Below are 20,618 nucleotides of genomic sequence, written 5' to 3' on the forward strand. Positions count from 1 at the left end.
GTCAGGCGAGATCCAGCGGCAGACGCCGCGGAATGTATTGCCCGTGGCCGGGCGCCTCGGCATCGCGCAAGGTGCGCCAGGTGTAATCGAGTGCCGACCTGACCGCGCTGGTCAGCTCCTCGCCCAGTGCCAGGCGTCCGGCAAGGGCGCTGGCCAGGGTGCAACCGGAGCCATGGTAGCTGCCCGGCAAGCGTGCGCAGGTGAAATCGTGGCGGCTGCCATCTCGGCAATACAGGCGGTTGTGCACTTCACTTTCGTCGCCGTGGCCGCCGGTGATCAGCAGGTTGCGGATATGTGGCAGCAGCCGTTCGGCACACTCATCGGCGCTGCCCTCGGGCAGTTCGGCAAGGATGCGCGCTTCCGGCAGGTTCGGCGTGGCGATGGTCGACACTGGAAACAGCCGCTCGCGCATGGCGTAGCCGACATCGTCCTTGCCCAGCGCGCCACCGCCACCGGCACGCAGCACCGGGTCGCAAACCAGCGGGACGCCAGGCAGCCTGTTCATGATTTGGAGAACGGTCCCGACCATTTCCACCGAGCCGAGCATGCCCAGCTTGACCGCCGCAATAGGCATGTCGGCGATCACCGCATTGGCCTGGGCGAGCACCCATTCGCGGTCGAGCACGCGGAAGTCGGAGACGTTGACGGTGTCCTGCACGGTCAGTGCGGTGACGGTCGGCGCGGCGTGGCAAGCCTGCGCCAACAGAGCTTCGATGTCCGCCTGCAGACCGGCGCCGCCACTGGGATCATGGCCGGAAAGACAGAGGACGACAGGTCGTGAAGTAGGGTTTTTCATGGCGTGCGAGCTTATCACCAAACGATGCTGGCGGGACGCAGCAGTTGTGCGTCGATCCGCCATCAACGCACTCTAGCCAGTCATCGGCTAATGGCGGTGTGTGCGATTCGCTTTTCCGGCGGGAACGGGCGCTGTGGTAGATTGCTGGCACTTTGATTTTCGGACGCAGCGGCGGGGTTCACGGGCGTGAATTCGTGTTCGCCGCGCGGCCAGCACGAGGCATTATGCGGTACGTCTTCCTCTTCTTCCTGGCTCTTCTGCCTGCCCTGGCTGCTGCCGTCGAGCTTGATGAGCACACGCGCCATTTGCCGCTTGGCCAGGTGATGCAGGTGTTCGAGGATCCGCTCGGCGAGGCGCGCATAGAAGACGTCGCCTCGACCGCTTTCGAAAGCCGCTTCCAGCCGCATCAGACCGCCGTGTTCAACGCCGGTTATTCCCGCTCCGTGCACTGGGTGCGTGTCGATCTGCACTACCGGCCACAGGTGGCGCAGGGAGCCAGGCGCTGGTTGCTGGAGGTGGCCTATCCGCCACTGGACAGCCTGCAGCTCTATCTGGCCGACGGCCAGGGCGGCTACCGCCTGGCCCGGGATACTGGCGACACCAAACCGTGGGCCAGTCGCGAGATCCGCCAGGGCAACTACCTGTTCGAGATCGAACTGCAGCCCGAGCAGCCGCAGCGGGCCTATCTGCGCGTAGAGAGCGAGGGGTCGATCCAGGTGCCGCTGAGCCTCTGGTCGCAGCACGCCTACCTCGAAGCGCAGCCGGGGCGCATCTACGTGCTGGGCATGATCTACGGCGTGCTGCTGGCGATGCTGGTCTACAACCTGTTCATCTATATCAGCATCCGCGACCCCAGTTATCTCTACTACATCCTCTACATCGCCGCGTTCGGTCTCTATCAGGTTTCGGTGAATGGCGCCGGCGTGCAGTTCCTCTGGCCGGACCGGCCCTGGTGGGCCAATGCCGCGACGCCGCTGCTGATCGGGGCTACCGGGCTGTTCGGCTGCCTGTTCACGCGCAGCTTCCTGCGCACCGCCGAGCACAGCCGCTGGGTGGACTGGCTGCTGCGGCTGATCATTGCCTTCTCCGTGGTCGTGATGGTGCTGGCGCTGGCGACCGATTACGGAGTAGCCCTGCGTCTGGCCACCGCCCTGGCGCTGCTGTTCACGCTGGCAGTGTTTGCCGCCGGCATCCTGGCCTGGCTGCGCGGCATGCGCGTGGCGCGCTACTTCATCATCGCCTGGAGCGCGCTGCTGGTCGGCGGGCAGATCAACACGCTGATGGTGCTCGGGCACCTGCCGCACAATTTCCTGACCATGTACGCCAGTCAGCTGGGCGCCGCGCTGGAGGTGGTGCTGCTGTCGATGGCGCTGGCCGATCGCATCAATGCCCTCAAGGACGAGCGGGCGAAGATCCTGGAAAACGCCCGTGCCGAGCTGGAGCAGCTGAACCGCGAACTCGCCGAGAGCAACCGGCTCAAGGACGAGTTCCTCTCCAACATCAGTCATGAATTGCGCACGCCGATGATGGGCGTGATGGGTGCCCTGGAGCTGTTGCCCAAGTCCGATACAGTGGAAGAGCTGCAGCAGTATCAGCACATCGCCACCGGATCGGCGCGCGACATGATGCGCCTGGTCAACAACATCCTGGTCCTCAGCGAACTGCGTGCCGGCAAGCTGCGTCTGCAGGAGCAGCGCTTCAGCCTCAGGGATACAGCGGCACGGCTGCACCAGCAGTTCGGTGGCCTGGCCCGGGACAAGGGATTGGCCTTCGATCTCGAGTTCGACGAGAAGCTGCCCGATCGCGTTTACGGCGATGGCGAAAAGCTGGAACAGAGCATCTGTCATCTGCTCGACAACGCGGTCAAGTTCACCTCCCGTGGCGCCGTGAACCTGCGCTTCACGGGCGCGATCGAGCGGCGCCAGCTGCAGCTGAACGTCGAGGTCGTCGACAGCGGCATCGGTTTCAGCGATGCCGACCAGGCCTTCCTCTATCATCAATTCCGCCAGGTGGATGGCTCGATGACGCGCCGCTACGGCGGTCTCGGCATCGGCCTGGCGATCAGTCGCGGTCTGATCCAGGTGCTCGGCGGTTGGCTGGAACAGCAGTCGCGGCCGGGGCTGGGCAGCCGCTTCGGCATTCATGTCCGCTTTGCCCTGAGTTCTGCCGACGGGCCGGCTGCCGACGCAGCGTCTGCCGTTCCGCCCTCCGCGCCGATTGCCTGACGCGCGGACCTTTTGGCCGATACCTCGCTTCAATCGTCGCCGCAGCGCGTGTTTCACTGCTGGTCCACCGTGCTTGCCGACTACGCTTGCTGACAGCCGTCGCGGCATCGGTATCGAAGGAGGACGTTCAGATGAATCTGCAGACCAGCGCCGAAACCCATGAGGTCACCAATCAGGTGCCGCCGCTCGATGGTGCCAACCTCTACCGCATCGATCTGCCGCTGCAGCAGTGGGTACAGCGTTACCATGCCGGCTGGGCCGAGGATCGTCTGGACTGCTACGGCGCGCTCGCCGGTGGGCCGCTGATGCAGGCCGGCTTTCTCGCCAACGAGAACAAACCGGTGTTCAAGAGCCATGACCGCTACGGCCATCGTATCGATCTGGTGGAGTTTCACCCGGCCTATCACGAGCTGATGCGCACGGCCATCGAGCACGGTATACCGTCGCTGCCCTGGAGCGATCCCCAGCCCGGCGCTCAGGTGGCGCGTGCCGCCTTGATGTACCTGCACAACCAGGCCGAGGCCGGCAGCAGCTGCCCGCTGACCATGACCTACGCCAGCGTGCCGGCACTGCGCCTGCAGCCAGACCTTGCCGAACGTTGGCTGCCGAAGATCCTTGCCCGCGAGTACGACCCGCGCAACCTGCCGATGGAGCAGAAGGCTGGCGTGACCATCGGCATGGCGATGACCGAGAAACAGGGCGGCACCGACGTGCGCGCCAACAGCACCCGCGCCTATCCGATCGATACCGGCGGGCCAGGGCAGGCGTACGAGCTGGTCGGCCACAAGTGGTTCTGCTCGGCGCCGATGTGCGATGCCTTCCTCACCCTGGCGCAGACCGACAAGGGGCTGTCCTGCTTCCTGCTGCCGCGCCATCGGCCGGACGGCACGCGCAACCAGTTCTATATCCAGCGCCTGAAGAACAAACTCGGCAACTGGGCCAACGCCTCCAGCGAAGTCGAATACCGCGGCGCGCTGGCGTGGATGGTCGGTGAGGAAGGGCGCGGCGTGCCGACCATCATCGAAATGGTTTCCTCGACCCGTTTCGACTGCATGATCGGCTCCAGCTCGCTGATGCGTCAGGCATTGACCCAGGCCATGCACCACTGCGCGCACCGCTTGGTCGGCGGCCGCGTCCTGCTCGAGCAGCCGCTGATGCAGAACGTGCTGGCTGATCTTGCGCTGGAAAGCGAAGCGGCGCTGGCGCTGACCCTGCGCATGGGTCGTGCTCAGGACAACCGCCACGACGAGCAGGAAGACAAGTTCGCCCGGCTGGTCACCGCCGTTGGCAAATACTGGATCTGCAAGCGCGCACCGAACATGATCGCCGAGGCCAGCGAATGTCTGGGCGGCGCCGGCTATGTCGAGGAGACCATACTGCCGCGGCTATACCGCGAGGCGCCGGTCAACTCCATCTGGGAAGGCTCGGGCAACGTGCAGTGCCTGGATGTATTGCGTGCCCTGTCGAAGGAGCCGGGCGTAATCGAGGTGCTATTTGCCGAGCTCGGCGATGGCCACGGTGAGGCGCGGCTTAAGGCGCATATCCAGCGGCTGCAGCGCGCCTTCACCGATACCGATGACATCCAGTACCGCGCCCGCCAGCTGACCGAGGACGTGGCCGTCGCGCTGCAGGCCGGGTTGTTGCTCGAGGCGGGCAACTCCGCCGTTTCGGATGCTTTCATTGCCAGCCGACTGGAAGGGCAGGGCCGCGTGTATGGCACCTTGCCGCGCGGGCTCGACATTCAGGCCCTGCTGAGCCGCAGCGCCCCGTTCCCAGGATAATTGCTCAACTTTTGCTCAGTGATGCCGAAGTAGTGGCATCAGGCGGAGGGTCGGGCATGAGAATTATCTCAAGTGAACAGTATGGGTTGAGCGTCGAGCGAAATTACACCGCCGGCCGTGCGGTCAGTGAGACGCTGGATATGCAGCGCGGCGGCCAGCGGTTGCAGATCAGCCGTCATGAGCGCAGCGAAGTGAGCAGTTCCAGCCGGGCCGAGCTCAGCTTCGCGCAGGACCGCCCGATGATCTCGCAGAACCAGCTGGGAAGCCTGAGCGCCGGTTTGCCTAGAGCGACGCCGACAGCCCCCGCAGACGGAGCGCCGGTCTTGGATTTCACGCCCGATGAAGAAAGTCTGCACAAGCTGCGAATGCTGCTGGTGGTGCTGGGACGCGAAGCGGATGAAATCGATGCCACCCTCGACAAGCTCGTAAAGGGGTTGTCCGCACCGGCGAGATCGGCGCCCTCTGCAGGCAGCACCATGCCGCAGGTGGAGTCCGCTGGTGATTTTCTGAACTACCAGTACAGCGTTCAGGAATGGCGCGGCGAGTCGCTGAGCGTAAAGGCCAGCGGTACGGTCAGCACCGCCGATGGGCGCAAGATCCAATACGGGCTCAGCCTGGAAATGCTCAATTTGCAGTACAGCAGTGCCAGCGTTTCGGTGCGCGCCGGAGCAGTATTGCAGGACCCGCTGGTGCTCAACCTCCAAGGCAGCCCGGTACGCCTGGATGCCAACAACCGCGTCGAGTTCGACCTGAATGCCGACGGTCACCGCGATAGCATGGCCAGTCTCGCCTCCGGCAGCGCCTTCCTAGCGCTGGACCGAAATGGCAATGGCCGTATCGACGACGGTCGTGAACTGTTTGGTGCGCTATCCGGCGATGGCTTCGCCGACCTGAGCGCCCATGATGAAGATGGCAACGGCTTTATTGACGAAGGCGACAGCGTCTTCTCGCAACTTCGTCTGTGGCGCCCGGACGCGCAAGGCAAAGGAGAGCTGGTCGATCTGCTGTCTGCCGGAGTAGGCGCCATCGGCCTGGCACGTGCTTATGGTGACTTCGAGCTGATCGCCCAGCAACAGCTGGAAGGGCGTGTCAGGAGCACCGGAATCTTCCTGTTCGAAAATGGCCAGACCGGCAGTGTGCAGCAGGTAGATCTGGCGGTCTGAAGGACGTCAGTGGCCAAAGTGGTCATAGCAGGCTTCGCCAGGCGATTGCCGGTTACGCTTGCTCCGTCTATAAAGCTCTGACCTCTTCTGTGCGGTGGCCTGCTAGTACCTTTGTATAACAGCCAAACGAGCTGGTGCTCCTAGAATGGGGCGAGCGACTACGTTATGGGGTTGCAAGTGCCGCATGATTTTTTGAGGTTCCGATATTGAGCGGCAAAAGACATGGGCGCTTGGTCTCCGGACATGAAGTGGCCGTCTCCCTGCCTCGTCAGGCCTGGCGAATTTCTTTGCAGAGCCTTCACGGACGAGCATTCGATGAGTTTCTGAGGTGAGTTCATGGCAACCGATCTAAGCAAGTACATCCGCAATGCAGCGTTTCTCGACAAGGTCGTCTCGGCAGAAGAGGCCGCGTCGTGGATCGAGGACGGCATGACGCTGGGCATGAGCGGTTTCACCCTGTTCGGGGAGCCGAAAGTGTTTCCCAAGGCGCTGTCCGAGCGCGGCCAGCACGAGAAATTCAAGGTTAATCTGTTCACCGGCGCATCCATGGGGCCGGCGGCCGACCAGTCGATGGCCGAAGCCGGCATCATCAACAAGCGCATCCCGTATCAGGGCAACCCGGTGCAGCGCAAGAAGATCAACGCCGGTGAGGTGCTCTACATCGATCAGCACCTGTCGCACACCGCCGAGCTGCTGCGTCAGGGCGTGCTGCCGCAGGTCGACTACGCCATTATCGAGGCGGCTGCGATCACCGAGGACGGTCAGATCATTCCGACCGGTTCGGTCGGCAACTCGCCGATCTTCGTGCAGAACGCCAAGCACGTGATCATCGAGTTGAACACTTCTGCTCCGCGCGAGTACGAAGGCATGCACGACATCTACATCCCCGGCCCGGCCGGTGAGGATTCGCGCAAGGACATCCCGGTCTACAACGTCAGCAAGCGCATCGGCTCGATCGGTATTCCAGTCGATCCGGCCAAGGTGCGCGGCATCGTGCTGTCCAGCGAGCCGGACATTCCTTCCCCATTGTTCGAGCCAAACGCCGAAACCCAGAAGATCGCCGACAACCTGCTGGCCTTCCTGCGTGAGGAAGTGCGGCTTGGGCGCCTGACCAACAGCCTGGCGCCGCTGCAGTCCGGTGTGGGCTCGGTGGCCAACGCGGTGCTGGCCGGCATGAAGACTTCCGAGTTCAAGGACCTGACCGTCGCTTCCGAAGTGCTGCAGGACGGCGTTTTCGACCTGATCGACGCCGGGGTGGTGAAGTTTGCCGCCGCCACCGCCTTCTCCCTGTCGAAGAAGCGCGTGGACAACCTGGCCTCTGACCTCGCCAAGTACGCCGGCAAGGTGGTGTTCCGTCCGCAGGAGATCTCCAACCATCCGGAAGTGATCCGCCGACTGGGCATCATTTCCTTCAACACCGCGCTGGAAGTCGACATCTACGGCAACGTGAACTCCACCCACGTCAACGGCACCCACATGATGAACGGTATCGGCGGTTCGGGTGACTTCGCCCGCAACGCCCGTATCAGCATCTTCGTGACGACTTCGACGGCGAAGGACGGCAAGATCTCCTCGATCGTGCCGTTCGTCACGCATGTGGATCACACCAACCACGACGTCGACGTCATCATCACCGAGCAGGGCTATGCCGATCTACGCGGTCTGGCGCCGGTCGAGGCGGCGGCGCGGATCATCGAGAACTGCATGCATCCGGACTACAAAGCCCAGGCGCTTGCATACCTCGAGGAGGCGAAGCAGCGTGGTGGCCACACTCCGCATGTGCTGGAAAAGGCGTTCTCCTGGCACGCCAACTTCGCCAAGAACGGCACCATGCTGCTGGATAAGTAAGCGCGAACGGAGCCCGAACAAGGCCGATGCTGCAGAGCATCGGCCGCGAGGTTCGCAGCAATGCCCGAATCCGACGCCAGACTCTGGCGTCGGATTTTTTTTGCCGATGGCAGCCGTCGTTCCAGCGCGTACCGAGCCGGATGGCGGCACAAGGCGCTTCCATCTGCTCGGCTGCATATACATCCGTCACCAAATGCAGCCAAGATAGGCCGGAGTGTTAAGCCAGGACTAACCATGACTTCGAACGAATCCAGATCCTTCACCGTCGCCACTTGCGCTGAGGAGGCGGTCGACAAGCTGGCCGAGCTGCATGCTCAGGCCACCGCAGCGCTCAACCAGGCGCTCAAGCGCTACGTGGCCAGCCGTACCGAGCCGAGCCTGCAGGAGCGCAGCCTGTTCCGTTACCCGCAGCTGCGCCTGACCTACGAATGCCACGGCGAAGTGCCGGCCTCGACCCGTGCCTATGCCAAGGTTCAGGCGCCCGGCGTGTACAGCGTCACCGTGACGCACCCGGCGGCGTTCCGCGCCTACCTGCTGGATCAGCTGAAGCCACTGATCCAGGACTTCAACGTCACCGTTGAGGTCGGCATGAGTGACCGCAACATTCCCTATCCCTATGTGATCGAGCAGGGCGACGAGCTGGCCGGCACCGGCGTGACTGCCGCCGAGCTGGCGCGGGTTTTTCCCAGCACCGACCTGTCCGCCGCCACCGATGACATCGCTGACGGGCTCTACGACTGGGAGCACGCCGATCCCTATCCGCTGGCGCTGTTCGACGGCGCGCGAGTGGATTTCTCGCTGCGCCGCCTGGTGCACTACACCGGCAGCGACTGGCGCCACGTGCAGCCATGGATTCTGCTGACCAACTACCACCGCTACGTCGACCAGTTCATCCGCCACGGTCTGGACATGCTGCGCGATGACACCCGCTTCGTGCGCATGGTGCTGCCGGGCAACGTGGTCGTCGAACGCGGCATGGACGAAGGTGAGGCACAGGCGATCATCGGCGGCGTCATGTGGCACCGCTACCAGATGCCGGCCTATCACCTGATCGCCGAGGACGGCCACGGTGTCACTCTGGTCAATATCGGCGTCGGTCCGTCCAACGCGAAGAACATCACCGACCACCTAGCCGTGCTACGTCCGCACTGCTGGTTGATGATCGGCCACTGCGGCGGCTTGCGGCAGTCGCAGTCGATTGGCGACTACGTGCTGGCCCACGCCTACATGCGCCGCGATGGCATCCTCGATCGCGTACTGCCGCCACACATCCCGCTGCCGGCGCTGGCCGAGGTGCAGCAGGCGCTGCAGGAGGCGGCAGCGACAGTCACTGGCGAGCAGGGGGACGCGCTGAAGAAGCGTCTGCGTACCGGCACCGTGCTGACTTACGATGACCGCAACTGGGAGCTGCGCTGGGCGCAGGAGCGACCGCTGATCAACCTGTCGCGCGCTGTCGCCGTGGACATGGAAAGCGGCACCATCGCGGCCCAAGGCTACCGCCTGCGCGTGCCGTACGGCACGCTGCTGTGTGTGTCGGACAAGCCGCTGCACAGCGAGATCAAGCTGCCCGGCTCGGCCAATGCGTTCTACGAGCGTGCCGTGACCCAGCACCTGAAGATCGGCATCGCCGCACTCGACCTGTTACGCGGTCAGCTCAACTCGCTGCACTCGCGCAAGCTGCGCAGCTTCGACGAGCCGCCCTTCCGCTGATCCGGGATTTGCCACCGACGCTTTCGCGGGAATGGACGATACTCACATCGTTCATCCCGCGTCAGCACTGGAGGTCCAACATGGAGCAGTCGATCCACGCCTTCCATAGCCTGTTCGAGCAGTTGGGGTTGCCCAACGACGACGTCTCGATCAGGCGTTTTATCGAAACCCACTCGCCCCTGGCTGAAGACGTCTACCTGGCCGATGCTTCCTTCTGGACGCCGGCCCAGGCGGCTTTCCTGCGCGAAGAAATCCTCGAGGATGCCGACTGGGCCGAAGTGGTGGATCGCCTCAATGTGGCGCTGCGACGGCACTATCACTGACGCGTGGCATGGTTTCTCAGCTGGCCAGCAACCAGGCACCGGTGAGTGCCGAAGCGGCGCCGGCGATGCGCACCAGCGGCGCGGCCGCTTGCGGCAGGTAGCGCACCAGTGCATAGCCGATTGCATGCAGGGCCGCTGTAGCAGCAACGAAGCCGGCGGCATAACCCCACGGGCTGGACAGTTCCGGCAATTCCAGACCGTGGGCGACGCCATGGCTAGCGGCGAACAGCGCGGTGAGCGCGGCAGCCACTACCAGCGGTGGGCGCACCGCCAGGGCAACCAGCAGGCCGAGGGCCAGCACCGAGCCGGCGATGCCGGTTTCCATCAGCGGCATCTCGACGCCTGCGAAGCCAACCAGCCCACCAAACAGCATGGTCGCGACGAACGTCAGCGGCAGCGCCCAGCGCGCCTTGCCAGTTTGTTGCGCCGCCCAGAGACCCACCGCCAGCATGGCCAGCAGATGGTCAAGGCCGAAGATCGGGTGAGCGATGCCGGACATCACGCCGGCATGGTCATGCCCGGGGTGGGCCAAGGCCAGCGCCGGACTGAGCAGCAGGGCGGAGGTGACAAGGATTTTCTGAACGTTCATGCGATTTCCTCTGGTTGCATGGCTAAAAGCTTGGCCGAGCCGTCGTCGCTCGGTCGGTTTCCGTTGGTGGGCGAAGCCACGCGGCATAACTCTCGGGGTAGATCAGGCTGCGCTGAGCATTCCCTGTTTCTCGATAAAGGCGATGATCTCGTCGAGGCCCTGGCCGACCTTCTGGTTGCTGAAGACGAACGGCCGTTTGCCGCGCATCTTGCGGGCGTCGCGATCCATCACTTCCAGCGAAGCGCCGACCATCGGCGCCAGATCGACCTTGTTGATCACCAGCAGGTCGGACTTGCAGATGCCCGGCCCGCCCTTGCGCGGCAGCTTGTCGCCGGCGGACACGTCGATCACGTAGATGGTCAGGTCCGACAGCTCGGGGCTGAAGGTCGCCGAGAGGTTGTCGCCACCGGATTCGACGATGATCAGGTCGAGGCCGGGAAAGCGCCGATTGAGCTGCTCCACCGCTTCGAGGTTGATCGAGGCGTCCTCGCGGATCGCCGTGTGCGGGCAGCCGCCGGTTTCCACGCCGATGATGCGCTCGGGCGCCAGGGCCTCGTTACGTACGAGGAACTGGGCGTCTTCCTGGGTGTAGATGTCGTTGGTCACCACGGCGAGGTTGTAGCGATTACGCAGGGCCTGGCACAGGGCGAGGGTCAGAGCGGTCTTGCCGGAACCGACCGGCCCGCCAATGCCGACGCGCAGGGGTTGGGTGCTCATGGGTGTTCTCCTCTGGGAGGCAGTGTGGCTGCCTCGGGGTTGATGCAGGGGGATCGCCGCTGTTGGTGGGGCGGGGATATGGGATTCGTTGGGGTGAGCTTTTTGCTCGCATGAAAATGCTGGGCGTGTATTGGCTGTGGCCCGGGCATCGCTGTGGGGCGCCGCACTTTCCTCGGCGCGACCTACCAGTTGCGCCTTGCACGGCGCGTCACTTTTTCTTGTGTGGCCAAGAAAAAGTAACCAAAAAGAAGGCCACCCCGACATCCGGGTTTTGCTTCGCAAAACTCCCCTCACTCCGGCGCTGCTTCGGGGGTCGTCGCGAAGGGCCATCCCTGGCCCATCACTCCTCGCTCGGCATCCATGCCTCGCGCCCCCCTGCGCAGCACCTACGCTCGGCCTCCTGAAGGGGAATCGAGTCCGAGTTGTCTGAAAGTTGTTAAGCAAGAGAAACCAAGCGCTTCGCTTGTTTTCATGTGTGCGGACTAACAGACGACGCCGAACGCCCCTTTCAGGAGGCCGAATGGATTCGGCGCGATGGGGCGCGAGGTCTGTAGGGTGGGTAACGCGAAACTTACCCACCGTTTTGCAAAGTAATCCGCCATGGCCCGGCGATAACTTGCTTGTAGCCAGCGATGGAAAATGCTGCGCAGTTTTCCACCCTACATTGCGGGCGAGAGATAGGGGCAGGGCTGTCTGTAAGCTCCAGGCAGTAGCCTGGGCTTGGTTCTTCTTATACGGACGAGCAGGCGACACCAATCGCCCCTTCAGGAGGGTGAACGGAGTCGTCGTGGAGAGGGGTGAGCGGCATGGATGCCGCAAGAGCCGTAAAGGGTCGGGGCCGCCATCGGTATGGATGGCCCTTGTACGGCGACCCTCGGAGCGGCGGCGGAGAGAGCGAACCCAGAGCGAAGCGATGGGCCGGATGCAGGGGCAAGCGTTTTTGCTTCCTTTTTTCGCGTCTGAAAAAAGTGAGTCGCCCAGCAGGGCGAAACCTAAGGCCAGTGCCGACAACCGGGCCGAGCCGTCCTGGGAAGAAGGTGCCGCCAGCACCCACGTGCCAACACCTCTCATGACCTAAACAACCGACTGTACTGCCGCTCATGCGCCATGCTGGTCAACACCAGCCCAAACGGCGCACTGCCCCATTCCCGCTCCGGCAGTTCGCTGGCTTCCCGCTGCGCCTGGGTCAGAGTGGGCAGCAGTTGCGAGGTCAACCGCTGCGCCGCCTGCTGCCCCAGCGGCAGGGTCTTCATCAGCACTGCCAACTGGTTTTCCAGCCAGCCCCACAACCAGGCGGCCAGCGCATCGGCGGGCGTGATCCGCCAGGCACGGGCGGCCAGCGCCCAGGCCATGGCCAGTCCCGGTTCGCCGGCAGCGGCAAAACAGTCGCGGGCCGGCTGGTCGAGTTCCGGCAGGCCGTCGAGCAGCTGCGTCAGGGAATAGCCCATCTGCCGGCTTTCCAGCTGCAGCTCGCGAGTTTCGCGGCTGGCGCGGTGTTCCGCGGCGAGTTGCAGCAGGCGCGGCCAGTCGTCCCGTGCCGCCGCTTCGCAATGCGCGAGCAGCAGCGGCGCCTCGAAGCGGGCCAGGTTCAGCAGTAGTTGATCCTCCAGCCAACGCCGGGCGCTGTCGGGGTCGTTCACCTGGCCGTTTTCCACCGCCATCTCCAGCCCCTGGGAGTAGCTGTAGCCGCCGATCGGCAGCTGCGGGCTGGCCAGCCGGAGCAGCGCCCAGGCCGAGCCGGGAGCGGCCGTCGTGTTCACGTACGTACGCCGAACTGGTGCAGGCGCGGTGCGTAGCTGAACTCCGCTTCGCCGGCGTGGGAATGGTGATGGCCGCCGCCATAGGCGCCGTGTTCCGGCTGGAAGGGCGCTTCGATGTGTTCGACGCCGGCGCCCAGCTGCAGCAGCATGTCCTTGAGCACGTAGTCGTCGAGCAGCCGCAGCCAGCCGTCGCCGACCTGCAGCGCGACATGGCGGTTACCCAGGTGATAGGCCGCACGGGTCAGCTCGAAGGCGCTGGCGCAGGTGACGTGCAGTAGCTGCTCCGGCCGAGCGCGCACGCGCACGACACGGCCATCACCGGCGAGCAGACATTCGCCATCGTGCAGCGGCGGCTGGCCGCGCTCGAGAAACAGGCCGACGTCTTCGCCGCTGGTACTGAAGCAGCGCAGGCGACTCTTGCTGCGTGCGTCGTAGGTCAGTTCGAGTTCGGCCTGCCATTCGGGACGGGCGTCGATACGTTGGCGAATCACCAGCATGCGCAGAATTCCGGTCGGATGGTTTCCGGAACAAGAGCAAGTGGCTTGCCAACCAACGCCATACGCACGGCTGGCGTGGCGGTGTGCCTGATATTGGGGCTATGTACGCACCGTTACGGTGCGCATTCAGGGGTCAGGTAAGGTGTGTGCGCCTTACTGGTGCAGGTCGCGCACCATGTACACCGCGGGGATCTGGTAGCTGGCCAGGTTGCCGGCCTGTGGCGGGTCGAGGTCGTCATGGGCTTCGTAGCCCAGGCGCGACCAGAAGCCGGTGGAATCCTGCACCGAGACCAGCGCCGAATAGCGCAGCTGTGCTGTGCCGGCTTGCTGCAGGTTGTGCCGCACCAGTGCCGGACCGATCCCGCGGCCTGCGGCTCGCCCGGCCACGGCCAGGTCATGCAGGTAGAGGCAATCGGCTTCGCCCTCGCTGCAGAACTCGCCGTCCAGCGGGGTCACCTTGCCCAACCGGGAGTGGTAGGCGAACAGGTAACCGCAGACGCCCAATGCGTCTTCGGCGACCCAGGCCAGTTGCGGGAATGCCGCCAGACGTGAGCGGATCACCGCCTCGTCTTCCAGGACCTCTGCGGCATAGGATTCTTCCTGGATCGCCAGGACGGCAGGGATATCGCGCTCCTGCATCGCTCTCAACTGGTACATCACGACTACACTCGAACGCCGCGAAACGCCGCGCGACTCGGCCAAAAGCCGGCGATCATACGTGAAATGCCGGCGTCCCGCTTGCCGCCGGGCGCCGCATCCACGCTCCGTCAGCGTACGCAGCGGCACGGCCAAGGCAGTGGTGCTCCGGTGCGGACTCGGGTGAATGGTTTCAGCTGATTGGTGCAGCGGTGCGACAAGATGACAGGCATAATGGTTAGCCTGCTAACAAGTGGTTGAGGGCTGCGTTGAACGATCACCACCACCCGCTCTACGGCGTTCTGCTCATACTGCTGTCGGGTCTGCTGCTGGCCAGCCATGACGGGCTGGCCAAACACCTCTCGGAAATCTACCCGGTGTTTCTGGTCATCTGGGCCCGTTACGTTGCGCAGACGGTGCTGATGACCGCGCTGTTCGTGCCGCGCATGGGCCAGCGCGTGTTTCGCACCCTGCGCCCTTGGCCACAGTTGCTGCGCGGGCTGAGCCTGGTCAGCGTGAGTCTGCTATTCATCAACGGCCTGCATTTCATCCCGTTGGCCGAAGCGACGGCGGTGATCTTTCTGACCCCGGTGCTGGTAACCATCGCTTCAGCGCTGCTGGGCGAGCGGGTCAGCCGCAGTCAGTGGCTCGCCGTGGGCTTCGGTCTGCTCGGGGTGCTGATCATCGTGCGGCCCGGTTCGGCGCTGTTCACGCCGGCGGTGCTGTTGCCCTTCGGCGCGGCCCTGTCGTTTACCGTATATCAGCTGGTGACCCGGCGCCTGGCCGGTACCGACCACCCGGTGACCAGCAACTACCTGACCAGTCTGGTCGGCTGCGTGACCCTGAGCGTGCTGGTGGTCTTCAACTGGCGCACGCCAACGCTGCATGACGCGCTGCTGATGGGCGGGCTCGGCGGCATGGCGATGCTCGGCCACCTGCTGCTGACCAATGCCTTCCGCTTCGCCAGCGCGGCGACGCTGGCACCCTTCACCTACGGCCAGATCGTCTTTGCCGGAGTGGTCGGCTATGTCGCCTTCGATCACGCGCCGGATGCCGGTGCGCTGATCGGCATGGCGGTGATCATCGCCAGCGGCCTGTGCATGGCTTATGTGCAGCGCCGCCAGGCACCGATCGAAGGATAAGCAGCGAAATGTGCCATTCAGCCGACCAAGCAGCTTCTCAACAACACTGAAATGAAAAGACAGGGCGAATCGACCCTTGCGTGCAACGCATACAACAAACGGAGCCTATATGCCGCGACTCTCTCATCATGATCTGCGCCGCAACTTTCGCGAGCTGCTCAACGCCGACCGCTGCTTCCATACCGCCTCGGTGTTCGACCCGATGTCCGCGCGCATCGCCGCCGACCTCGGCTTCGAAGTGGGCATCCTCGGTGGCTCGGTGGCCTCGCTGCAGGTTCTCGCCGCGCCGGACTTCAACCTCATTACCTTGAGCGAGTTCGTCGAGCAGGCCACGCGCATCTGCCGCGTCGCCCAGCTGCCGGTGCTGGCCGATGCCGACCATGGCTACGGCAACGCGCTGAACGTCATGCGCACCGTTTCCGAACTGGAACGCGCCGGGATTTCCGCGCTGACCATCGAGGACACCCTGCTGCCGCCGAAATTCGGTCGCCGTTCCACCGACCTCATCGGCATGTTCGAGGCGGTCGGCAAGATCCGCGCGGCGCTGGAGGCGCGGGTCGATCCGGAGATGGCCATCATCGGCCGGACCAATGCCGGCGTGATCGGCTTCGAGGAAGTCATCGCCCGCGCCCAGGCCTACGAGAAGGCCGGCGCCGATGCCATCTGCCTGGTCGGCATCGAGGATTTCGACCACCTGGAAAGCATCGCCAGCCAACTCAGCAAGCCGCTGATGCTGGTCACCTACGGCAACCCCAACCTGCGCGACAACGCGCGGCTGGCGGCGCTCGGCGTGCGCATCGTGGTCAACGGCCACGCGGCGTACTTCGCGGCGATCAAGGCAACCTACGACTGCCTGCGCGAGCAGCGCCAGGTCGATGCGCTGGATCTGAATGCCTCGCAGCTGTCGGTCAAATATTCCACCGCCGACGAGTACGTCGTATGGGCCGAGGAATATATGCAGGTCAAGGAGTAAGCCCTTGGGCGCTGGTAGGCGCCCGACAGGTTGTTGCACAGCGGGTCAGCAATCGCCACGCGGGCTTCAGCACCAGCGCGCCGGCGTCTCGGCGTTGCTGGGCCGGCGCCTACGGGCTCAGAAGAACGAGCGTTCGGCCTTGAACATCATGAAGCCTTCGCAATAGGCGTTTTGCCCTGAATAGACGCTACATTGCGCGCCGCGCAGGCTCGAGTCGCTGTAGGACAGGTCCATCTGCATGCCCAGCAGCCGGCGGGAAAGGTTCAGCGACCAGTCGTTGAATACCCGCACGCTACCGCCGGGGTGGTACATGGGGCTGTCCATCGAGTGGCTGGCGTATTTCATCCGGACGTCGACATCGAACGGCCGCAGAGCGCCCAGCTCGAGAAACAGCGTGCTGTCGGTGCGCCCCAGCGCGCTGCTCATCGCGCCGCCCAGGCGGCTGCTGCCGAGGTTGATGCCGGCGTAGTACTCCTCGCGATTGCGTGTCTCGAGTTCCGGGAAGCTGTAGCGGATCACACCCAGCTCATAGCCCACCGAGTCGTCGAACCGTGGCTGGGCATAGCCGACGTAGCTGTTGAGCTCCAGCTGGCTGCCGTCGAACAGGCCGACACTGGGCGACCACTGGCCGACGTACACGCCGCTGTCATGGGCGAGGTCCAGGCCGCCACGAAAGGTGCTGGCGGTGGTCGGCTGCACCAGGCCCTGGGCCATGCTGCGCGTCGGTGCCGTGCCCAGCTTGAGATCGAATTGCCCGATCTCGCGCTCGACCACTTCGGGTTGGCTGGCACAGCCGCCAAGCAGAATGCTCAGCGCGATCAGATATCTGTAGTCCATACACCGCTTCACTGGTGAGGTGTCTGGTAGGCCGACCAGTGACGACCACGATTGAAGAAGGCTGACCCGCAGCGCTCCAGCGCAGCGGATCAGGCCTTTTTACGGTTCGGACCCGAGGATAGACAAAGCAGTCGCTGGACGAGCTCCGCTCGTCGATTTGGCGCCAGTGAATCGACAGGCGGCGCCGGCGTGCTGGCTAGGCGGGAATCCGGCGGTGGCTGCTCTATGAATTGAATTGCGCGGCGCAATTGTGGTTCGAATGCTTACATTCATAAGCGCGTCCGGACAGGCAGAGGAGGTTGCAATGGCTACCGGTTGGGCAGGGGATGGCGCGGTACAGGACCAGATCGACAGCACCGTCGAGGATGCCGTGCAGCGCGCACGCAGCCGACTCGGCCGTGGCGAGAGTCTGAGCCACTGCGAAGAATGCGGGGATAAGATCCCCGAAGCCCGGCGTCAGGCAGTTCCTGGCGTGCGGCTATGTATCAAGTGCCAGGTCGAGCGGGACAAGCAAGACGCCACGTCCAGCGGTTATAACCGACGCGGCAGCAAGGACAGCCAGCTGCGTTGATCAGTCGCGGCGCACTGGCATCGAGAAGGTGAAGGTGGTGCCGGCATCGGCGCTGGAGTTCACCTGCATGCGGCCGCCATGGGCCTTCGCCACCTGCTCGACGATAAACAGCCCGAGCCCCAATCCGTTGCGCGAGGTGTCGTCTTCCTGGGAATAGGCATGGAACAGTTGTTCCAGCCGTTCAGCTGGGATCGGCGTGCCGCGGTTGTGTACCAATAGCTGGAAATGCCCGTCGACTATTTCAGCCTTCACGATCACCGGGCCGGTGCTGGCGCCATGGTGCAGCGCGTTGGTGATCAGGTTGGCCAGCAGTTGGGCGATCCGGTCCGGGTCGCACTCGAACACCGGCAGCTCCGGCAGTTGGTCAAGCAACACCCGGCGTGGATAGGCGGTACGCAGCTCGTTGACCACCTGCTGCAGGGTGAGATGAAGATTGGCGGCAGCCGTCCAGTTCAGCGGTATGCCATTGCCCAGCTGGCCGCGGGCGAAGTCCAGCAGATCGTCGACCATGCGTGAGGCGCGCTGGCTGGACGTGCGCACATGCTCGGCGAGTCGTTGCGTACCGGGTTCCGTGGAACGGCGAACCAGCAGATCGCTGGCCGCCTGGATCGAGGCCAGCGGGGTGCGCAGATCATGGCCGAGCAGGGCGATGAACTGCTCACGCTGATGGCCGGTGATGCGCTCATCGGCCAGCGCCGCACGCGTGGCCTGCTGTTGCTCCTCGGCTTCGATCTGCAGCGTCAGCAGGCGCGCAAAGGATTCGAACATCGCCCGCGTCGTCGGGTTGGAAAGATCACGTGGCAAGGGATCGAGCGCACAGAGCGTGCCGAAGAAGCTGCCGTCGGCACGCAGTACGGGCACCGAGATATAGCTTTCGAAGCCGTACATCTGCGGTGTGTGATGCTTGCAGTAGTCAGGGTCGGCGCTCACCTGGCTGATGATGATCGGCTGTTGCGAAGCGTGGATTTCGCTGCACAGCGTGGTGGTCACGTCGAGTTCACCGCCAACCTTCAGACCGAACTCGATGCGGTCGAGCACGGCGCAGGCCGTCCAGGAATTTTCGGTAACCCGAGCGACCGCAGCGAAGCGCAATCCGGTTGTTTCGCTGACGACTTGCAGAATGGCGGGGACGGCGCTGATGCGTTGGACGGTGAGCAGGTCGTCGAGGATGGATTGCGCCATCTGCAGGCCCTGAGCGGCAGAAAAAGGCCGGCCACTTTAACATGGCCGACCTCTGCAGCAGGCTGCCTTCAGCCGAGCGGAGCGGGTTGTGCCGCGCTGGCGAGCAGTGGCTGTTTACGCATAAGCCCGTAGTGCAACACCCCGCCGAACAGCGCGCCCAATAGCCAGGCGAAACCGGACAGGCTCTCCAGCCCTGGCAGCCACACCGAGGCCACCGAGAACAGCGCGCTGACGCCGAAGGCAATCATCGCCTTGCGGTTCCAGCCGGCATTGAAGTGGTAGATCCCGCTGCGCTCGGCAGAGAACAGCTGCTGCAGATCGAGGCGCTGGCGGCGAACCAGGTAGTAGTCGGCGACGATGATGCCGTACAGCGGCGCCAGCACCGCGCCCAGCGTGTCGACGAAGGCGGCGATACCCACTTCGCTGATGAAGGCCACCCACAGCGCGCCGATGAAGAAGGCGATGGCCGCGGTGATGAAGCCGCCGGTACGGGCGCTGATTTTGGCTGGCGCCAGGTTGGCGATGTCATAGGCCGGCGGGATGAAGTTGGCGACCAGGTTGATGCCGACCGTGGCGGCAAAGAAGGTGATGGCGGCCACTACCGTCAGGGTGACGTTGTCGATGCGCGCGACGATGTCGGTGGGGTTGGTCAGCGTTTCGCCGAACACTACGACGGTCCCGGCAGTGATCACCAACGCGATCAGCGAGAAGATCGCCAGGCTCACCGGCAGGCCGAGAAAGTTGCCGAGGCGCATCTGCCGCTCGCTCTTCACGAAACGGGCGAAGTCGCCATAGTTGATCACCACTGCGGCGAAGTAGGCCACCATGGTGCCGACCACTGCGGCGAACGCGGCAATCGGTCCGCCGGCGTGCTCGCCGCTGCCGCTGAAGATCTCGCCCAGCGCGCCGAGCAGGCTCGGGCCGGCCTGATACCAGATGGCGATCATCAGTACGATCATCACCAGGTACACCAGCGGGCCGGCCCAGTTGAGAAAGCGCGTTACCCAGTCGACGCCACGGACGAACAGCGCCACCTGGAACACGCAGACGATCACGTAGGCAGCCCAGTCGATGGCGGTCAGGCCGAGCAGGGTGGCGGCCTGTGGCTCGCTGCCGAGCAGTGTCCGCAGCAATAGGGCCACCGCGGTCGAGGCGAAATAGGTCTGCACGCCGTACCAGAAGATTGCGACGATGCCACGCACCACGGCCGGGAAATTCGCGCCGCGCACCCCCATGCTCGCCCGCGCCATCACCGGGAAGGGGATGCCGTACTTCACGCTGGGCTTGCCGGTGAGCTGCACCAGACCCATGACGATGAAGCCGGCCAGCACGATGCCCGCCAGCACCGCCCAGCCGTTGAGGCCGTAACTGATGAACAGCGTGGCGGCGAGGGTGTAGCCGAACAGGCTCTGGATGTCGTTGGACCACACATTGAATATCTCGAACCAGCCCCATTTGCGCTCAGCTGGGGCGAGTGGCGCGAGATCGGCGTTATACAGGCTGGGATCGATCTGTTTGATCTGGAAGTCGTCGTGGTGCATGGGCATGCGCTCTTTGTGCAAGGCTGGATGCAATGTTGTATGCACTTTCTATTCCGGTTGAGCTCTGCCTGCCTTGCAGATGAGTGTCGAGGGCTAGCTTTGAGACGCCAGGTGGCGAATGCAGCGGCCGCTATGGCGTTCCGCTAGAGATCGAGTTGTATACAGGAGTCGGGTCTCGGTTTGCTGTGCCCGGCACGGCTCAAGAAGCCTGCACCAGTGCGTGGCACAGCGATGGCCGATGCCTCATCAGGGTGCCCGTTTCCACACTGGGCATCGCCCGGATGGAATAGGCGGCGCCGTGAGGCCGCCCGATTATTCGCGGGGTTG

18 protein-coding genes are annotated in these 20,618 nt (G+C 64.0%); 9 read left to right on the forward strand and 9 right to left on the reverse strand.

All coding sequences use genetic code 11. From position 1 onward, the window contains the following. Nucleotide 1 precedes the first annotated feature (1 nt). Complete coding sequence (locus UIB01_RS02410) at nucleotides 2-796, reverse strand: hydroxymethylpyrimidine/phosphomethylpyrimidine kinase (protein ID WP_038665328.1); 795 nt, start codon at nucleotides 794-796, stop codon at nucleotides 2-4. A gap of 224 nt (nucleotides 797-1,020) precedes the next feature. Between UIB01_RS02410 and UIB01_RS02415 the strand changes: the two genes are divergently transcribed. The 6 genes from UIB01_RS02415 (at nucleotide 1,021) to UIB01_RS02440 (ending at nucleotide 9,846) form a co-directional block, all read left to right on the forward strand. Next, on the forward strand, nucleotides 1,021-3,021 hold the full coding sequence (locus UIB01_RS02415) for a sensor histidine kinase (protein ID WP_038656534.1): 2,001 nt from the start codon (nucleotides 1,021-1,023) through the stop codon (nucleotides 3,019-3,021). A 131-nt stretch (nucleotides 3,022-3,152) separates the two neighbouring features. Continuing rightward, nucleotides 3,153-4,802: an acyl-CoA dehydrogenase family protein gene (locus UIB01_RS02420; RefSeq protein WP_038656536.1), complete on the forward strand. Its 1,650-nt coding sequence runs from the start codon at nucleotides 3,153-3,155 to the stop codon at nucleotides 4,800-4,802. Between the two features lie 56 nt (nucleotides 4,803-4,858). Continuing rightward, nucleotides 4,859-5,965 (forward strand): SPM autocatalytic domain-containing protein, encoded by a 1,107-nt coding sequence (locus tag UIB01_RS02425; RefSeq protein ID WP_230585281.1) that lies wholly within the window; start codon nucleotides 4,859-4,861, stop codon nucleotides 5,963-5,965. Nucleotides 5,966-6,301: 336 nt separating this feature from the next. Continuing rightward, complete coding sequence (scpC, locus tag UIB01_RS02430; protein ID WP_038656539.1) at nucleotides 6,302-7,813, forward strand: succinyl-CoA:acetate CoA-transferase ScpC; 1,512 nt, start codon at nucleotides 6,302-6,304, stop codon at nucleotides 7,811-7,813. A gap of 234 nt (nucleotides 7,814-8,047) precedes the next feature. Further along, nucleotides 8,048-9,523: an AMP nucleosidase gene (gene amn / locus UIB01_RS02435; protein ID WP_038656541.1), complete on the forward strand. Its 1,476-nt coding sequence runs from the start codon at nucleotides 8,048-8,050 to the stop codon at nucleotides 9,521-9,523. A gap of 80 nt (nucleotides 9,524-9,603) precedes the next feature. Further along, nucleotides 9,604-9,846, forward strand: a complete 243-nt coding sequence (locus UIB01_RS02440; protein ID WP_038656543.1) for a DUF2789 domain-containing protein — start codon at nucleotides 9,604-9,606, stop codon at nucleotides 9,844-9,846. Nucleotides 9,847-9,862: 16 nt separating this feature from the next. Here UIB01_RS02440 and UIB01_RS02445 read toward each other — a convergent pair whose 3' ends face one another. The 5 genes from UIB01_RS02445 to UIB01_RS02465 all read right to left on the reverse strand — a co-directional run bounded on the left by UIB01_RS02445 (nucleotide 9,863) and on the right by UIB01_RS02465 (nucleotide 14,048). Further along, nucleotides 9,863-10,435 (reverse strand): HupE/UreJ family protein, encoded by a 573-nt coding sequence (locus tag UIB01_RS02445; protein ID WP_038656545.1) that lies wholly within the window; start codon nucleotides 10,433-10,435, stop codon nucleotides 9,863-9,865. Nucleotides 10,436-10,537: 102 nt separating this feature from the next. Continuing rightward, entirely contained in the window at nucleotides 10,538-11,152 is a 615-nt protein-coding gene (gene ureG, locus UIB01_RS02450; protein WP_038656548.1) for an urease accessory protein UreG, read from the reverse strand. A 1,067-nt stretch (nucleotides 11,153-12,219) separates the two neighbouring features. Then, nucleotides 12,220-12,912 (reverse strand): urease accessory protein UreF, encoded by a 693-nt coding sequence (locus tag UIB01_RS02455; RefSeq protein ID WP_038656550.1) that lies wholly within the window; start codon nucleotides 12,910-12,912, stop codon nucleotides 12,220-12,222. Continuing rightward, nucleotides 12,909-13,409, reverse strand: a complete 501-nt coding sequence (gene ureE, locus UIB01_RS02460; protein ID WP_038656553.1) for an urease accessory protein UreE — start codon at nucleotides 13,407-13,409, stop codon at nucleotides 12,909-12,911. The genes UIB01_RS02455 and ureE overlap by 4 nt, the downstream gene beginning before the upstream one ends. 153 nt (nucleotides 13,410-13,562) lie before the next feature. Next, nucleotides 13,563-14,048 carry a GNAT family N-acetyltransferase gene (locus UIB01_RS02465; protein WP_038656555.1) on the reverse strand — a complete coding sequence of 162 codons (486 nt, stop codon included), beginning with the start codon at nucleotides 14,046-14,048 and terminating at the stop codon, nucleotides 13,563-13,565. Between the two features lie 266 nt (nucleotides 14,049-14,314). Between UIB01_RS02465 and UIB01_RS02470 the strand changes: the two genes are divergently transcribed. Further along, on the forward strand, nucleotides 14,315-15,187 hold the full coding sequence (locus UIB01_RS02470; protein WP_038656557.1) for a DMT family transporter: 873 nt from the start codon (nucleotides 14,315-14,317) through the stop codon (nucleotides 15,185-15,187). Nucleotides 15,188-15,296: 109 nt separating this feature from the next. Further along, a complete protein-coding gene (locus UIB01_RS02475; protein ID WP_003301755.1) occupies nucleotides 15,297-16,160 on the forward strand; it encodes an isocitrate lyase/PEP mutase family protein in 864 nt (287 codons plus the stop codon). A gap of 117 nt (nucleotides 16,161-16,277) precedes the next feature. Here the strand turns inward: UIB01_RS02475 and UIB01_RS02480 are convergent, their stop codons facing one another. Further along, nucleotides 16,278-16,997: a TorF family putative porin gene (locus UIB01_RS02480; RefSeq protein ID WP_038656560.1), complete on the reverse strand. Its 720-nt coding sequence runs from the start codon at nucleotides 16,995-16,997 to the stop codon at nucleotides 16,278-16,280. Between the two features lie 304 nt (nucleotides 16,998-17,301). On the opposite strand from UIB01_RS02480, the gene UIB01_RS02485 reads away from it, so the two are divergent. Continuing rightward, nucleotides 17,302-17,568, forward strand: coding sequence for a DksA/TraR family C4-type zinc finger protein (locus UIB01_RS02485; protein ID WP_038656562.1), 267 nt, complete (start codon nucleotides 17,302-17,304; stop codon nucleotides 17,566-17,568). On the opposite strand, the gene UIB01_RS02490 is transcribed toward UIB01_RS02485, so the two are convergent. After that, entirely contained in the window at nucleotides 17,569-18,750 is a 1,182-nt protein-coding gene (locus UIB01_RS02490) for a GAF domain-containing sensor histidine kinase (RefSeq protein WP_038656564.1), read from the reverse strand. A 68-nt stretch (nucleotides 18,751-18,818) separates the two neighbouring features. Beyond that, the gene (locus UIB01_RS02495; RefSeq protein ID WP_080695039.1) at nucleotides 18,819-20,291 is read right to left on the reverse strand and encodes an NCS1 family nucleobase:cation symporter-1; all 1,473 of its coding nucleotides are present in this window, start codon (nucleotides 20,289-20,291) and stop codon (nucleotides 18,819-18,821) included. Between the last annotated feature and the right edge of the window lie 327 nt (nucleotides 20,292-20,618).

The sequence above is a fragment of the Stutzerimonas decontaminans genome, from assembly GCF_000661915.1.
Lineage (GTDB): Bacteria > Pseudomonadota > Gammaproteobacteria > Pseudomonadales > Pseudomonadaceae > Stutzerimonas > Stutzerimonas decontaminans.

Bases quoted from the DNA above. Each gene is read 5' to 3' on its own strand.
- UIB01_RS02410 (WP_038665328.1), bottom strand. From the start codon at position 796: ATGAAAAACCCTACTTCACGACCTGTCGTCCTCTGTCTTTCCGGCCAT.
- UIB01_RS02495 (WP_080695039.1), bottom strand. From the start codon at position 20,291: ATGCACCACGACGACTTCCAGATCAAACAGATCGATCCCAGCCTGTAT.
- UIB01_RS02445 (WP_038656545.1), bottom strand. From the start codon at position 10,435: ATGAACGTTCAGAAAATCCTTGTCACCTCCGCCCTGCTGCTCAGTCCG.
- UIB01_RS02415 (WP_038656534.1), top strand. From the start codon at position 1,021: ATGCGGTACGTCTTCCTCTTCTTCCTGGCTCTTCTGCCTGCCCTGGCT.
- ureG (WP_038656548.1), bottom strand. From the start codon at position 11,152: ATGAGCACCCAACCCCTGCGCGTCGGCATTGGCGGGCCGGTCGGTTCC.
- UIB01_RS02420 (WP_038656536.1), top strand. From the start codon at position 3,153: ATGAATCTGCAGACCAGCGCCGAAACCCATGAGGTCACCAATCAGGTG.
- UIB01_RS02480 (WP_038656560.1), bottom strand. From the start codon at position 16,997: ATGGACTACAGATATCTGATCGCGCTGAGCATTCTGCTTGGCGGCTGT.
- UIB01_RS02425 (WP_230585281.1), top strand. From the start codon at position 4,859: ATGAGAATTATCTCAAGTGAACAGTATGGGTTGAGCGTCGAGCGAAAT.
- amn (WP_038656541.1), top strand. From the start codon at position 8,048: ATGACTTCGAACGAATCCAGATCCTTCACCGTCGCCACTTGCGCTGAG.
- ureE (WP_038656553.1), bottom strand. From the start codon at position 13,409: ATGCTGGTGATTCGCCAACGTATCGACGCCCGTCCCGAATGGCAGGCC.
- UIB01_RS02475 (WP_003301755.1), top strand. From the start codon at position 15,297: ATGCCGCGACTCTCTCATCATGATCTGCGCCGCAACTTTCGCGAGCTG.
- UIB01_RS02465 (WP_038656555.1), bottom strand. From the start codon at position 14,048: ATGCAGGAGCGCGATATCCCTGCCGTCCTGGCGATCCAGGAAGAATCC.
- UIB01_RS02440 (WP_038656543.1), top strand. From the start codon at position 9,604: ATGGAGCAGTCGATCCACGCCTTCCATAGCCTGTTCGAGCAGTTGGGG.
- UIB01_RS02485 (WP_038656562.1), top strand. From the start codon at position 17,302: ATGGCTACCGGTTGGGCAGGGGATGGCGCGGTACAGGACCAGATCGAC.
- scpC (WP_038656539.1), top strand. From the start codon at position 6,302: ATGGCAACCGATCTAAGCAAGTACATCCGCAATGCAGCGTTTCTCGAC.
- UIB01_RS02490 (WP_038656564.1), bottom strand. From the start codon at position 18,750: ATGGCGCAATCCATCCTCGACGACCTGCTCACCGTCCAACGCATCAGC.